General features: G+C 67.3%; 13 protein-coding genes. 8 read left to right on the top strand and 5 right to left on the bottom strand.

Going from position 1 to position 13,585, the window contains the following annotated elements; translation table 11 throughout:
* Positions 1 to 35: 35 nt before the first annotated feature.
* Positions 36 to 401, top strand: a complete 366-nt coding sequence (locus ACODSL_RS00065) for a DUF1801 domain-containing protein (protein ID WP_488898584.1) — start codon at positions 36 to 38, stop codon at positions 399 to 401.
* A 7-nt stretch (positions 402 to 408) separates the two neighbouring features.
* Here ACODSL_RS00065 and ACODSL_RS00060 read toward each other — a convergent pair whose 3' ends face one another.
* Positions 409 to 1,899, bottom strand: a complete 1,491-nt coding sequence (locus tag ACODSL_RS00060; protein WP_488898583.1) for an amidase — start codon at positions 1,897 to 1,899, stop codon at positions 409 to 411.
* Positions 1,900 to 2,045: 146 nt separating this feature from the next.
* Here ACODSL_RS00060 and ACODSL_RS00055 point away from each other — a divergent pair, with 146 nt between their 5' ends.
* The 4 genes from ACODSL_RS00055 to ACODSL_RS00040 all read left to right on the top strand — a co-directional run bounded on the left by ACODSL_RS00055 (position 2,046) and on the right by ACODSL_RS00040 (position 7,978).
* Positions 2,046 to 2,822, top strand: a complete 777-nt coding sequence (locus tag ACODSL_RS00055) for a class II aldolase/adducin family protein (RefSeq protein ID WP_488898582.1) — start codon at positions 2,046 to 2,048, stop codon at positions 2,820 to 2,822.
* 440 nt (positions 2,823 to 3,262) lie between these two features.
* On the top strand, positions 3,263 to 3,598 hold the full coding sequence (locus ACODSL_RS00050; protein WP_488898581.1) for a hypothetical protein: 336 nt from the start codon (positions 3,263 to 3,265) through the stop codon (positions 3,596 to 3,598).
* Between the two features lie 121 nt (positions 3,599 to 3,719).
* Positions 3,720 to 4,832: an efflux RND transporter periplasmic adaptor subunit gene (locus tag ACODSL_RS00045; RefSeq protein ID WP_488898580.1), complete on the top strand. Its 1,113-nt coding sequence runs from the start codon at positions 3,720 to 3,722 to the stop codon at positions 4,830 to 4,832.
* On the top strand, positions 4,832 to 7,978 hold the full coding sequence (locus ACODSL_RS00040; RefSeq protein WP_488898579.1) for an efflux RND transporter permease subunit: 3,147 nt from the start codon (positions 4,832 to 4,834) through the stop codon (positions 7,976 to 7,978). The genes ACODSL_RS00045 and ACODSL_RS00040 overlap by 1 nt, the downstream gene beginning before the upstream one ends.
* Position 7,979: 1 nt before the next feature.
* Here the strand turns inward: ACODSL_RS00040 and ACODSL_RS00035 are convergent, their stop codons facing one another.
* On the bottom strand, positions 7,980 to 8,885 hold the full coding sequence (locus ACODSL_RS00035; protein ID WP_488898578.1) for an alpha/beta fold hydrolase: 906 nt from the start codon (positions 8,883 to 8,885) through the stop codon (positions 7,980 to 7,982).
* A 138-nt stretch (positions 8,886 to 9,023) separates the two neighbouring features.
* Between ACODSL_RS00035 and ACODSL_RS00030 the strand changes: the two genes are divergently transcribed.
* On the top strand, positions 9,024 to 11,378 hold the full coding sequence (locus ACODSL_RS00030) for a transketolase (RefSeq protein WP_488898577.1): 2,355 nt from the start codon (positions 9,024 to 9,026) through the stop codon (positions 11,376 to 11,378).
* Here the strand turns inward: ACODSL_RS00030 and ACODSL_RS00025 are convergent.
* The 3 genes from ACODSL_RS00025 to ACODSL_RS00015 form a co-directional block, all read right to left on the bottom strand.
* Entirely contained in the window at positions 11,375 to 11,728 is a 354-nt protein-coding gene (locus ACODSL_RS00025) for a nuclear transport factor 2 family protein (RefSeq protein ID WP_488898576.1), read from the bottom strand. The genes ACODSL_RS00030 and ACODSL_RS00025 overlap by 4 nt on opposite strands.
* Before the next feature lie 73 nt (positions 11,729 to 11,801).
* On the bottom strand, positions 11,802 to 12,146 hold the full coding sequence (locus ACODSL_RS00020) for a nuclear transport factor 2 family protein (RefSeq protein WP_488898575.1): 345 nt from the start codon (positions 12,144 to 12,146) through the stop codon (positions 11,802 to 11,804).
* A gap of 9 nt (positions 12,147 to 12,155) precedes the next feature.
* On the bottom strand, positions 12,156 to 12,695 hold the full coding sequence (locus ACODSL_RS00015) for a c-type cytochrome (protein ID WP_488898574.1): 540 nt from the start codon (positions 12,693 to 12,695) through the stop codon (positions 12,156 to 12,158).
* 167 nt (positions 12,696 to 12,862) lie between these two features.
* Between ACODSL_RS00015 and ACODSL_RS00010 the strand changes: the two genes are divergently transcribed.
* Both ACODSL_RS00010 and ACODSL_RS00005 read left to right on the top strand, forming a co-directional pair.
* Positions 12,863 to 13,333 (top strand): hypothetical protein, encoded by a 471-nt coding sequence (locus tag ACODSL_RS00010; protein WP_488898573.1) that lies wholly within the window; start codon positions 12,863 to 12,865, stop codon positions 13,331 to 13,333.
* Positions 13,326 to 13,535, top strand: a complete 210-nt coding sequence (locus ACODSL_RS00005) for a helix-turn-helix transcriptional regulator (protein ID WP_488898572.1) — start codon at positions 13,326 to 13,328, stop codon at positions 13,533 to 13,535. The genes ACODSL_RS00010 and ACODSL_RS00005 overlap by 8 nt, the downstream gene beginning before the upstream one ends.
* Positions 13,536 to 13,585: the final 50 nt, after the last annotated feature.

Below are 13,585 nucleotides of genomic sequence, written 5' to 3'. Positions count from 1 at the left end.
AAGTCCGACGATGACGGAAATTGGGGAGCCACCGCATGGTTCAGTCCACCGCCGCGACGGTCGATGAGTACATGACCACGCTAGAGCCTGGCCGGGTCGTCGCCATGACGCGTGTGCGCGATTTGGGTCGCGAGGTCTTCAATGGCTGGGCCGAGACCATGGCCTACGGCATGCCGGGCTTCGGCCCCGCCGGCGGCCCCCCGGTGTTCAGCTACAACAGCCAGGTCCAGTACATCTCGCTCTACGCGGGGAAGGGTGCCGTCGAGGCGTTCCGCGACCGGCTGAAGGGCGCCAGTCTCGGCGGCGGCTGCATCCGCTACAGGAATCCGGACAAGATCGACTTTGATCTGGTCGCGGACATCCTGAAGCACATCCGCACCCACAAGGGCCCGGGCTGCTGACGGCGGGCTAGCCCGCGTTCACGGGTGGTTTGCGTCCCGCCCAGGGCTGCGCCGCCTCCAGTTGATAGGCGAGCTGGAACAGCAGGGCGTCGGCGCCGGCCTTCGCCGCGAACTGGATGCCTACGGGCAATCCGTCGGCCGTCCAGTGCAGCGGCACGCTCATGGCTGGGGCGCCGGCGACATTCTGAAGGGGCGTATAGCCGACGTAGTCCGTAAGCCGCTCTGACAGCGTCGCGAACGGCACATCGCCCGAGACGTAGCCAAGAGGGACAGGCGGCTTGGCCAGCACGGGCGAGACGATGACGTCAAACATCGCGAACCAGCGGTCGTAGGCCGCCGAGGCCTCGGCCAGCCGGCCGATCGCCGCGTCCACGGCGCCGTCCGGCGCCTTGGCGATCAACTCGGCCATGCCCAGCGAGAACGGCTCGGCCATGATGGTGTCCGGCGCGCGGCCGAGAGCCTTGCTCATCGCGGCGACGTCCATGGCGGCGCCGGCCGACCAGAGCGTCAGGAAGTCCTGTCCGAAGCGGGCCGAGTCGATCGGCCATCCGGTCTCGCCGACCTTGTGGCCAAGCGACTGCAGCAGCTTCACGGCGCCGTCGAGGCCCGCCTGGACCTCGGCGTCGGGCTGCCGGCCGCTACCGCTGGCGGTGAGAACGCCGATCCGCAGTTTCTTGCGGGTGGCCTTCTGGACGAAGCCGATCGGCCGGTAGGGCGCGTCGGCGTCGGCGCGCTCGGTCGCCGCGAACAGCGCGGCGGAGTCGCGCACGGAGTGGGTCTCGGCGTGATTGACCGACAGGTCGATGACCTTGAGGCCCATGCTGCCCGCCAGCCGTCCCCGTGAGGGCTTGAAGCCGAACAGCCCGCAGTTGGCCGCCGGGATGCGGATCGAGCCGCCACCGTCGCTGGCGTGGGCCAGCGGCACGACGCCCGATGACACGGCCGCCGCCGCGCCGCCGGACGATCCCCCGGTCGAATGGCCGAGGTTCCACGGGTTTCGCGTCGGGCCCAGCGCCAACGGCTCGGTGGTCGGCAGATAGCCGAACTCGGGGGAGGCGGACTTGCCGATGACGATGAAGCCGCTGTTCACGGCGGCCTGCACATAGGGATCTGTGCCCTTGGCGGCCGGATTGAGCATCGCGCCGCGGCTGCCCGACCGCGTCGGCAGGCCGGCCCAGTCGTCGAGATCCTTGACCAGATAGGGCACGCCCGCGAACGGGCCGGTCTGGCCGCCCTTTTTCGCGGCGTCGAGCGCCCGGTCAAAGTCGGAGTTGACGATGAAGTTCAGTTTCGGCTGGAGGGTCTCGGCGCGTCGGATGGCGGCCTCGACGGCCTCCACCGTGCTGATGTCCCTGTTGCGGATCATGCTGGCGAGTGTCGTGGCGTCCGGCGTCCAGGCCGCGGTCGGCGTGGCTTTCGGCTTCGCGTCGGCGACGGCCGGGATGATGGCGACAGCGGCGGAGGCGGCCATCAGGCCGCGACGGGTGACATTGGTCATGGAGCCCTCCCTCGAACGTCTGGCGCGTTCGTGACTGGCGTTCAGATTGGCCGGTCGAACGCCGGTTCGCAAGCCGGGCAAAGCTTGACGCGGACGTCATGCGGCGCGACTTTCCCCCCAACGATACACACGGGAGGAGAAGCGCCATGGCCGACGGATCAATGGCGGGCGTCAGCTCGCTGAAGGGCAAGGTCAGCGAAGCGGAATGGAAGGCGCGGGTCGATCTCGCCGCCCTCTACCGGCTGGTCGCCCTTCATGGGTGGGACGACATGATCTTCACCCACATCTCGGCCCGCATTCCCGGGCCTGAGCACCATTTCCTGATCAACCCCTACGGCATGTTCTTTGACGAGATCACCGCCAGCTCGCTGGTCAAGATCGACCTCGAAGGTCGGGTGCTCCAGGAGACCCCGTACTTCATCAATCCGGCGGGGTTCACGATCCACTCGGCGGTCCACGCGGCCCGTGAGGATGCGATGTTCGTGATGCACCTGCATTCCGATCAGGGCGTCGCCGTGTCCGCGCAGAAGGACGGACTGCTGCCGCTGTCGCAGCATGCGCTGATCGTGCTGCCGCAACTCGCCTATCACGACTATGAAGGTATCGCGCTCAATCTTGACGAGCGTGAACGTCTTGTGGCTGACTTGGGCGAGAAGACCACGATGCTGCTGCGCAATCACGGCACGCTCGCCGTCGGAGACACGGCGGCGGCCTGCTGGCTCAGCATGTTCTATCTGGAGCGCGCATGTCTTCAGCAGACCATGGCCCTGTCGGCCGGACGCGACGGCGTCCTGACCGCGCCCGACTCCGCCCAGGCGGAAGTGCGCAACCAGATGGGCCGCGGCATGGGCCCGATCGGCAACCTGGCCTGGCCGGGCTGCCTGCGTCAGCTGGACCGCAGCCTGCCGGGCTACGACGCCTAGACCTGCTATCTACGATCGGAAGAGCCGTCGCGGGCGTTGCGCTCGCGGCGGCTTTTCCTTGCGCGGCGAGCGCCGGGGCCTGGCCGGTCGAACCCGGCGCTACCCTTGCGATCCTGAAATACGAACGGTCCGCGGCTGACGAAGGGTTCGACGTCGAAGGTGGACGCTTCGGCCTGCCGGACCAGTCAGATGATGCGATCAGCCTCTATGTCGAGCGAGGCCTGACCCGGCGGCTGACTTTTCAGGGACGGGCGGGCTGGACCCGGGGCAGGGACGGCTTCGCCGACTATGGCGGACGAGGGCCGCTCGAGCTTGGCCTGCGCTACGCCCTCCTGAATGACGCACGTGGGGCGGTCAGCGTCTATGTCGGCGGCGCTCTGGCCGGAGAAGGACGCAACGCCGGCTACGCGGCCGCCGGGGACGGACAGGCGGACGTCGAGGTGCGCCTGCTGGCGGGGCGCTCGATCACGCTGGCGGAACGAGCGGCTTTCTTCGATGTGCAGCTGGCGCGCCTGGCCCGCTCGGGGCTGTCGGATGAAACCCACCTCGACCTGACCCTCGGGATGGAGCCGGCCGCAGGCTGGCAGGTGCTGGCCCAGGCCTACGCCGGGCGGGCGGAAAACAGGTCCGACGGGTCATCCTGGTTGAAGCTTGAAGTTTCGGCGGTAAGACGCGTTGGCATCTGGCGTCTTCAGGCCGGCTGGCGCCAAACGGTCGCCGGCCGCGCGGTTCCGCTGGAGCGCGGGCCGGTACTGGCCCTCTGGCGAGCATTCTGATCGTTTCACGGCGGTCACAGGCCGTCATGGTTCGGTCACCTCATTCCGGTTTACGTTCACGGCAATGGTCTTATATGACCCCTGCAGTAGCCGTTGGTTCGATCGGCGCCGGGAGCCGTCCGTGATACGCCGCCATTTCTTTCTCGCCGCCGCCGCGACCTTTCTGGCGTTGATGCTGCTGGGCGGCGGCCTGAAGCTGGCGACCGCCGAGCCCAAGGGCAAGGGCGGCGGCGGCGCGGGTCGCGCGGCCGCGGTGTCCCCCGCTGTGGTGGCGCTCCGGCCGTTTGCAGACACCATTCAGGCCTTGGGCGTGGCCAAGGGCCGCGAGTCCGTGACCATAACATCCAACACCAGCGAGCTGGTCACCGCCGTCCGGTTCCGTGACGGCCAGCACGTCGCCCGCGGCCAGGTGCTGGTCGAGCTCAAGGCCGGCGAGGAAGATGCAGGCCTGATCGAGGCCCAGGCGCGACTGGCCCAGGCCGAACGCGACTACGCCCGCTGGAAGACGCTCGCCGACCAGGGCATCGCGCCGCGCGCCACGGCGGAGCAATACCGCTCAGCGCTCGACACGGCCCGCGCGGGCGTCGAGGCGGCCCGCGCCCGAAAGATGGATCGGGTTATCCGTGCTCCCTTTTCCGGCGTTGTGGGGCTGACCGATGTGGCTCCCGGCGCCCTGATCAGTCCAGGCGCGCCGATCGTGACACTCGATGACCTTTCCATGGTGCGTGTCGATTTCGAGGTGCCGGACCGCTATCTGTCGGTCCTGGCCGAGGGGGCGCCGATCGTCGCCCGGGCTGATGCCTGGCCGGATCAGGCCATCCCCGGCCGCATCGCCCGCCTGGACAGCCGCATCGATACCGCTACCCGGGCGCTCACGGCCCGCGCCGAGTTTTCCAACGCCGGCGGCCGGATCAAGCCGGGCATGCTGATGCGGGTCTCGATCTCGCACGGGGCCCGGCAAGGCCTGGCCGTGCCCGAGGCCGCCGTCCAGTTCGAGGGTGATCAGGCCTTCGTCTTTGTCATCACGCCGCGTGGCGACGGGTTCTCCGCCCGCAAACAGGCGGTGCAGACCGGCGCCTCCGAAGGCGGCTTCGTCGAGATCACCAGCGGGTTGCGGGCCGGCGAGAAGGTCGTCGGCGACGGTCTTAACCGCATCCAGGACGGTCAACCGGTCAAGGCAGACGGCGGTCGCAAGCCCCCGCCTGGCGGCGCGCCGGCGCGGAAGGCCGGCTGATGCTGTCGGACCTGTCGGTCAAGCGGCCGGTCTTCGCGGCGGTCGCGGCGATCATCCTCTGCGTTATCGGCCTGGCGGCGTTCCTCAGCCTGCCCATTCGCGAACTGCCGAGCGTTGATCCGCCCGTGGTATCGATCTCCACCACCTATCGCGGCGCTTCGGCGGAAATCGTCGAGGAGCGGATCACCCAGGTGCTGGAACGCCAGGTCAGCGGCGTTCAGGGCATCGACAGGGTTTCGTCGTCCAGTCGTGACGGCCGCAGCCAGATCAACATCACCTTCAATCTCTCCACCGATCTCGAGTCCGCGGCGAATGACGTCCGCGACGCGGTAAGCCGTGTCGTCAACCAGCTGCCCGACCAGGCCGATCCGCCGCAGATCGCCAAGGCCAACGCCGACTCCTCGCCGATCATGATCCTCAACATGACGTCGACGACGCTGGATCCGCTGCAACTGTCCGACTATGCCGACCGCTTCCTCGTGGAGCGGCTGTCGACAATTCCGGGCGTCGCAACCGTGGGGCTGCTCGGCCCGACCTACGCCATGCGTATCTGGCTCGACGCGGACCAGATGGCCGCTCGCGGCGTGACCGTCGATGATGTCGAGAACGCGCTCAACAGCCAGAACGTGGAGTTGCCGGCCGGCGCCCTTGAAAGCACGACGCGTGATTTCACCATACGGGTCAATCGCGGCTATTCCCGCCCCGGAGATTTCGCGACCCTGCCCTTGAAGGTCGCCGGCCAGGCCGCCGCCAGCAACGCCTATGTCACCCGGCTTGGCGACGTCGCTCGGATCGAGGAGGGGCCCGCCGAGGCGCGACGCCTGTTCCGCGGCAACGGCATCAATCAGGTCGGCATCTTCCTCAGCCGCCAGTCGCAGTCGAACGACCTGGCCATCGCCAAGGCCGCCCGGGCCGAAATCAAGGCCATCAACGCGACGCTGCCGGAAGGCACCAAGATCGTCATCGCCGTGGACTCCTCGCAGTTCACGGCCGAGGCGATCAGGGAAGTCTGGATCACGATGGGCATCTCCATCGCCCTGGTCGCGATGGTCAACATGCTGTTCCTCGGCAGCTGGCGGGCGGCGATCATCCCATCGATCGTCGCGCCGATCTGCCTGTTGTCGACCTTCATTGTTCTGGCGCCGCTGGGCTTCTCGCTGAATCTCCTGACGTTGCTGGCGCTGGTGCTGTCGGTCGGGCTGGTGGTGGATGACGCCATCGTGGTGGTCGAGAATATCCAGCGCCGTGTCGATGACGGCGAACCACCAACGGTGGCGGCCACCCGCGGCGCACGGCAGGTGTTCTTCGCCGTTATCGCCACGACCATCGTACTGATCTCGGTGTTTGGCCCGCTGATGTTCCTGCCTGGTTACATCGGCCGGCTGTTTGTCGAACTGGCCGTGGCCATCGCCTCGGCGGTGGCCTTCTCCGCCTTCCTGGCCCTGTCGTTGTCGCCGATGCTGGCCTCCAAGCTCCTGCGCCCGGCGTCCGGCAATGGCTGGCTCGCCCGCAGGGTCGATGCGGCCGTCGACGCGGTCAGGGACTCCTATCGCCACTCCCTGGAGATGTTGCTCTCGACCCGGGCCGCCGGCGTCGGCGCGTTGGGCCTGGTGCTCGTCCTGGCGGTTCTGGCCGGTACCCTGTTTGTGGTCCTGCCCCAGGAGCTGGTGCCGGCCGAGGATCGCGGGCGGGTCGACATCAGCATCTCCGGTCCTGAAGGGGCCGGCTTCGACTACACCCGCGCCGCCGCCGACAAGGTCGAGGCGGAGATGAAACGCTATGCCAAGCAGGGTGAAATCGAACGGTATGTGATCAGCATTCCCCGCTTTGGCGCGAGCCAGTTCAACACCGGCAACGGCGTGCTGGTGATGAAGCCCTGGGGTGAACGCAAGAAGACGTCGGATCAGGTCGCCGACGAGCTGAACAAGAGCCTCAGCAAGTTGACCAGCGTGCGGGCCGTGGCCAGCGTTCGCGGCGCCTTCCAGCGTGGCGGCGGGCAGGGCGGCGGCACAAACGTCGACCTTGTCGGCCTGGGCAACGACTACGGCGAAATCGCTCGCTGGCTTGAGCCGATCCGCGACGCCATGCAGGCCAACCCCGGCTTTTCGCGCCCTCGGCTCGACTACGAACCCACCGCGCCGCGGCTGTCGGTCGAGATTGACCGCGAGAAGGCCGCCTCGCTCGGCGTGACGCCCCAGTCGATCGGTCGGGTGCTGGAAACGATGTTCGGCTCCCGCCGGGTGACGACCTTCATCAAGGGCGGTCAGGAGTACGATGTCATCGTCCAGACCGATCTGGACAAGCGCCGAACCCTTGGCGACCTCAACACCCTCTACGTTCGGTCAGGGTCCGGGCAGCTCGTCCCGCTGTCGGCCGTCGTCACGACGAAACTGCGGGGCGATACGCCGGACCGGCAACGCACCGACCGGCAGCGGTCGGTCAAGCTCACCACCCAACTGTCGCCGGGGTTCACGGTCGCCGACGCCGTGACCTTCCTGAAGGCCGAGGCGGCGAAGAACCCCACGCCGGGCGTGACCTATACCTGGGACGGCCAGGCCAAGGACTACCTGGAGGCGTCCGGCGGCGTGAACCTGGCCTTCGGCATGGCCCTGCTGCTCGTGTTCCTTGTGCTGGCGGCCCAGTTCGAGAGCTGGATCCACCCGGCGGTCATCATGCTGACGGTGCCGCTGGCCGCGCTGGGCGGTCTGTTCGGCCTGCTGCTGACCGGTCACACGATCAACACCTACAGCCAGATCGGCCTGATCATTTTGATCGGCATCGCCGCCAAGAACGGCATTCTGATCGTCGAGTTCGCCAACCAGCTACGGGACGGTGGACGCTCGATCCACGATGCTGTCATCGAGGCGGCGGTGCTGCGTCTTCGGCCGATCGTGATGACCTCGATCACGGCGGCTTTCGGAGCGCTGCCGCTGATCCTGTGGTCGGGGGCCGGCGCCGCCAGCCGCCAGACTATCGGGGTGACCATCTTCTTCGGCGCCATTTTCGCGACCATGCTGACGGTGTTCGTCGTGCCGGTGTTCTACAACCTGCTCGCCCGCTTCACGAAGTCGCCGGAATGGACGGCCAGGCAGATCGAGGCCTTCGAGCATGGCGAGGGCGCGGCCGGAACCGCGCCCTCCCGGTAGGTCAGGCGGCGGTCGCCTTCGACCGCGCCACCGCCTTCTGAATTCCATCCGCCATGGCGGCGAACAGCGGCGCGGGCACATCGTGGCCCATGCCCTCGATCACGATCAGCTCGGCGCCGGGAATGTTCTCGGCCGTGTCCTTGCCGCCGGCCAGCGGCACCAACGGGTCCGCCGCGCCGTGAATGACGACCGTCGGCGCGGTGATGGTCGCCAGCTTCGGCCGGCGGTCCGGCGACGCGGCCGCGGCGGCATACTGCCGTCCGAATCCGACCGGATAGTAGTTGCGCTTGAAGTCGGCGAGCGACCGCGCCCGGATGTCCTCCGGCCTGGCCGGATAGCCGGGCGAGCCCACGACGATGGCGCCTTTGACGGCGTGGTCGAGATATCCCTCGAGATCAACCAGCGGGTCCGGCCCGCGATTGTTGAGCACCGCGATCGCCTCGGCCGACGGCGGGGGCAGGGCGCGGTTGCCGGTGGTGGACATGATCGAGGTCAGCGACAGCACCCGGTCGGGATAGTCGGCCGCCACCAGCTGGGCGACCATACCGCCCAGCGACGCGCCGACAATGTGCGCCCGGGCGATCCCGAGTGCCTCCAGCAGACCCACGGCGTCCGCCGCCATGTCTGACAGGGTATAGGCCACATCCGGCGTGCGCCCCTCCATCAGGGCGGTGATGACTCCCGGCAAATCGGCGGGCCCGGCCGCGTCGATCCGCGTGGTCAGGCCCACGTCACGGTTGTCGAAGCGGATCACCCGAAGCCCGCGTGAGGTCAATTCGTCCACAAAACCCTGTGGCCAACGGGTCATCTGCGCGCCCAGGCCCATGATCAACAGAAGCGGATCGCCGTCGGCCGGGCCGTGGATGTCGTATTCGATCGTCAGCCCATTGGCCTGCGCCTGCGGCATTGTGGGTCTCCCTGGGTTTCGTTGAAGGACTATCCAAAGCGGTTTGACCGGGAATGTCGACATCTGGCGGTCCGCGCCGCGACAGCCTAGAACACCCTCCGAGGGCAGGGTTCGCCCGTAAATCGCTCCGGGATGGATATGGACGACGCCGGTTTCGCCGTTCGAGGCAAGGATGTCGCGCTGCTGCGCCGTCTGGAGGAACGGGTTCTCTGGCTGGCCAGCTGGACGATTCACAACGCCAACCACCTGCGCGACAGTCGTGACGGCCTGAAGGTCGGCGGCCACCAGGCCAGCTGCGCGTCGATGACCACCCTGATGACGGCGCTCTATTTCAGCGCCTTGCGGCCGCAGGACCGGGTGGCGGTCAAGCCGCACGCCAGTCCGGTGTTCCACGCCATCCAGCACCTCTACGGCCGCCAGACCATCGACCAGCTTCAGCGGTTCCGGTCGCTGGGCGGGGCGCAGTCGTATCCCTCGCGGACCAAGGACATCGACGACGTCGACTTCTCCACCGGCTCTGTCGGCCTCGGCGTGGCCATGACCGCCTTCGCCAGCCTGACCCAGGACTACCTCGCCGCGCGCGGCGCGGTGAAGCCCGACGCCATGGGCCGGATGATCAGCCTGCTGGGCGACGCCGAGCTGGACGAGGGCAACATCTACGAGGCCCTGATCGAGGCCTGTAAACACGACGTCCGCAACACCTGGTGGATCGTCGACTACAATCGCCAGAGCCTCGACGCGACGACGTCGGACCGCATGTTCACCCGCTACGGAGAGATCTTCGAGGCTGCGGGCTGGACGGTCGAAACCCTCAAGTGGTCCAAGCGCCAGCGCGAGGCCTTCGCCAGGCCGGGGGGCTCGGCGCTTCAGGCCTGGATCGAAAGCGCGCCCAACGATCTCTATTCGGCCCTGACCTATCAGGGTGGAGCGGCCTGGCGGGAGCGACTGACCGCTGACCTAGCGGGCGACAAGGCGGCGCTCAAGCTGATCGCCGGCATCGACGACGCCGAGCTGGCGCTGCTGATGACCGAGCTCGGTGGTCACTGCCTCGAGACCATTCTGGAGGCCTTCGCCCGGGCGGCCGAGGACGACGCGCCCCGCTTCTTCATCGCCTATACGGTCAAGGGCTGGCGACTGCCGTTCGCCGGCCACAAGGACAACCACTCCGGCCTGATGACCCCGACCCAGATCGCCGAGCTGCGCGGCCGGCTCGGCGTCCGGGAGGGGGAGGAGTGGGACATCTATTCCGGCCTCGCGGACAACGAGTTGAAGGCAATGAAGCGCCTGGTTGAAACCGCGCCGTTCGCCGCCCGCAAGGACGGCCACAAGGTCGCGCCGCAGATCGCCACGCCGTCGGCCGACACCCTGCTCCTGGCTGTCGAAGGCGGCGGCGAACAGTCGACCCAGGCGGCCTTCGGCAAGGTGATGTTCGAGATCGCCAAGACGACCGACGAGTTCTCCGGCCGGGTGGTGACGACGTCGCCGGATGTGACGGTCTCGACCAACCTCGGGGGCTTCGTGAACCGACGCGGCGTATTCCACCGCCGGGCGCATGAGGACGTGTTCAAGAACCGCCGCATCCCCTCCGCCCAGGTCTGGGCGATGGGCGAGACCGGCCAGCATGTCGAGCTCGGCATCGCGGAGAACAACCTGTTCATCGTACTGGCGGCGCTCGGCCTCTCGGCGCCGCTGTTCGGCGAGCGGCTGTTCCCGGTAGGAACGCTGTACGACCCGTTCATCGCCCGCGGGCTCGATGCCCTCAACTACGCCTGTTACCAGGACGCCCGCTTCCTGCTGGTGGCGACGCCGTCCGGCCTGACGCTCGCGCCAGAGGGCGGCGCGCACCAGTCGATCGGCACGCCCCTGATCGGGATGAGTCAGCCGGGCCTGGACAGCTATGAACCGGCCTTCGCGGACGAGACGGCGGTGCTGATGGCCCACGCTTTCGAGCGGATTCAGGCGGCGGATGGTGGTTCGACTTATCTGCGCCTCTCGACCCGCGTGATCGACCAGCCTGTGCGCGAGGACGCCAGCTGGCGCGCCGGCTGCGTCGCCGGCGCCTACTGGATGAAGCGTCCGGCGCGGGATGCCCGACTGGCGCTGGTCTACAGCGGAGCGATCGCGCCGGAAGTCCTGACGGCCTTCGAGCAACTGCTGGAAGACGAACCCGGCGCGGGCTTGCTGGCCGTGACGTCGCCGGACGTCCTGCACACGGACTGGACCGCCTCGGGTCGCGCGCGCTGGACCACGGGCGAGCGTCGCACCGCGACCATTGAAACCCTGTTGAACGATCTGGCCGCGACGGCAGGCCTTGTGACGGTCATCGACGGCTCACCGGCGGCCCTGTCCTGGATAGGGTCCGTGCGCGGGCAACGGGTAAGGGCTCTGGGTATAGAGAGCTTCGGCCAGTCCGGCGACCTGCCGGACCTCTACGCGAAGTATCGTCTCGACGCTGACGCCATCCTCGATGCCTGCGCCGACCTGATGGTCTAGGCGGCCGGCGCCAGGTCCATCCGGCTGATCAGATCGTCGCGAAAGCTGAAGACATAGGTCATGGTTTCCTCGGTCCACAGCTTGCCTTTCAGGTCGCGAACGCTGTGCCAACTGCGGGCTACGACACGACCATCGCCGGCGTCACTGTACTCCAGCGTCGAGGATTCCGAGCGGATCAGCGCATAGACGTCCGTCCAGTAGGCTCGCATTGCGGCGGCGCCTTTCAGACGGCCGCCCTTCATGACGTCCTGCCAGTCGACGTCGGGGTGCAGGAGCGCGAGCGCCGCGTCGATGTCCTGACGGTTCAACGCGTCCCAGAGCGCGTCAATGCGGGTTTCTTCACGGGTCATTGCGCGACCCCTCAAAAGGCGGCGTACTGCTGTTATTCCACCTTGGCGCGAAATTGGCCAGAGCGTTGCCCGGTCAGCTCCATTCCATGCCGATGATCAGGTCACCCTCGAAGCGGTAGATGTTGGTGACGATTTCTTCGGTGAACAGTTTGCCCTCCAGCGTGCGGACGACGTAGGCCAGCATCACTTCGACCCGTCCGTCCGGCAGCGTCGCAATGCTGATCGGCGTGCCTTCAGGGTCGATCCTGGAGAACTGGCCACGCCACATCGCGCGCATGGCGTCGTGACCATGCAGGCGTCCTTCGCCAAACAGGTTTGGCCACGAAACATCAGGGTGCAGCGCGGCCATGACCGCGTCGATGTCCTTGCGGTTGAAGGCCTCGTAGAGGCGGATCAGCAGGGCTTCCCGATCGCCCATCGCATCTCGTCAGTCGTCGGCGGGCTTTGCCGTTTCGACCATAAGATACGCGATAAGATCGGTTCTGGCTTTAGGATCCTTCACGCCCATGAAGGTCATGCGCGTGCCGGGAAGATCCGCCTTCGGGTCGGCCAGCCATTTGTCGAGATGGGCTGCGTCCCAGGTGAAGCCGGCGTTCTTGACCACGTCGGAATAGTTGAATTTCTCGACCGTCCCGGCCTTGCGCCCGAACAGGCCGTGCAGGTTCGGACCCGTCATGTTCATGCCGCCGGCGTTGATCGTGTGGCAGGAGCGGCAGAGCGCGAACGTGCGCTGGCCATTGGCCAGATCGGCGGTGTTGTAGGGTGCGGGCAGGGCGGCGAGCGCCTTGGCGGCATGCTCGGCGGCCTCGCTTTCCGCTTCCGAAGGCGCGGCGGGCGCGGGTGCGGCGGCCGGTGTCGCGGAAGCCGTCGGAGTGTTCTCCGCGGCCGGGGTCTCGGCAGGCTTGCTGCAGGCTGTGAGAAGCGCCGCGGCGCTCACCAGGACCAGAACTTTGACATCAGCGCGCATGGCGAAATCTCCCCTACAGGTAAGGCGCAAGCTAGCGCGGTTTGCCGCCGATGCAACGGCGCGGGCAGGATTTGATCCAGCGCAATCGCCGGGTGTCGGCCAAGGCCTTGACTGCATGTAACGCTGAGGTTACATGTAACCTTCACGTTACATATTGGGGGTGGGTCATGGCGAAGAAGGAACTGTCACTGGTCGAGCGGGCCGAGCGCATGCAGCGCCGCCGCACGCGGATTCTCTGGGCGCAGGGCGTGTTGTTCCTGATCTGGCAGGGCTCGTACTGGAGCTCGCGCCACGAGCTGTCCCTACCGTTGCGGGCCGTCGAACAGGTCAGGCTCAGCGCCCAGGTATTCTGGGTGGCGGCCCTGTTGATGCTCCTGACCACTGGGGGTGGCCTGCTGCGCGAGCGCAATTCTCAGGTCCGGGCCATGGCCAACGACGAGGTGACCCGCGCGCATCGCCGGTCGGCTTTCACCTGGGGCTACTGGGTGCTGATCCTGGGCTGCCTGTCGCTCTATGTGATCAGCCTGTTCGAGCCGCTCGGCCTTGTCGACGTCGTGCACGGCCTGCTTTCGGTCGGAGTGGTCGTGCCGATCATGCGTTTTGTATGGCTGGAGAGTCGCGCGGAGCGCCATGGCTGATCAATCTCTCGCCAACGGGCTCAAGGCCGCCCGAACGCGCCTTGGGCTGACCCAGGCGGACCTGGCGGAACGGGTGGGCGTCACCCGCAAGACGATCAACACCGTCGAGAACGGCGTGTTCGTGCCCTCGACCGTGCTCGCCCTGCGCCTCGCGAAGGCCCTGGGCGAGCCGGTCGAGACGCTGTTCTGGCTTGAGGCCTAGCTGTCGAAGCTATGAAGGTTGTTCACCCGGGGTTGGGTTGAGAGAGTGGG

Source organism: Caulobacter sp. FG121, assembly GCF_057809815.1.
The sequence above is the reverse complement of the archived record's forward strand: the minus strand, read 5'-3'. Positions and strand labels throughout refer to the sequence as shown.

What these genes read in the sequence shown, in the direction of transcription:
- ACODSL_RS00025 (WP_488898576.1), bottom strand. Translation starts at nt 11,728, where the DNA reads ATGACCCGTGAAGAAACCCGCATTGACGCGCTCTGGGACGCGTTGAAC.
- ACODSL_RS00015 (WP_488898574.1), bottom strand. Translation starts at nt 12,695, where the DNA reads ATGCGCGCTGATGTCAAAGTTCTGGTCCTGGTGAGCGCCGCGGCGCTT.
- ACODSL_RS00065 (WP_488898584.1), top strand. Translation starts at nt 36, where the DNA reads ATGGTTCAGTCCACCGCCGCGACGGTCGATGAGTACATGACCACGCTA.
- ACODSL_RS00035 (WP_488898578.1), bottom strand. Translation starts at nt 8,885, where the DNA reads ATGCCGCAGGCGCAGGCCAATGGGCTGACGATCGAATACGACATCCAC.
- ACODSL_RS00040 (WP_488898579.1), top strand. Translation starts at nt 4,832, where the DNA reads ATGCTGTCGGACCTGTCGGTCAAGCGGCCGGTCTTCGCGGCGGTCGCG.
- ACODSL_RS00060 (WP_488898583.1), bottom strand. Translation starts at nt 1,899, where the DNA reads ATGACCAATGTCACCCGTCGCGGCCTGATGGCCGCCTCCGCCGCTGTC.
- ACODSL_RS00030 (WP_488898577.1), top strand. Translation starts at nt 9,024, where the DNA reads ATGGACGACGCCGGTTTCGCCGTTCGAGGCAAGGATGTCGCGCTGCTG.
- ACODSL_RS00020 (WP_488898575.1), bottom strand. Translation starts at nt 12,146, where the DNA reads ATGGGCGATCGGGAAGCCCTGCTGATCCGCCTCTACGAGGCCTTCAAC.
- ACODSL_RS00005 (WP_488898572.1), top strand. Translation starts at nt 13,326, where the DNA reads ATGGCTGATCAATCTCTCGCCAACGGGCTCAAGGCCGCCCGAACGCGC.
- ACODSL_RS00055 (WP_488898582.1), top strand. Translation starts at nt 2,046, where the DNA reads ATGGCCGACGGATCAATGGCGGGCGTCAGCTCGCTGAAGGGCAAGGTC.
- ACODSL_RS00010 (WP_488898573.1), top strand. Translation starts at nt 12,863, where the DNA reads ATGGCGAAGAAGGAACTGTCACTGGTCGAGCGGGCCGAGCGCATGCAG.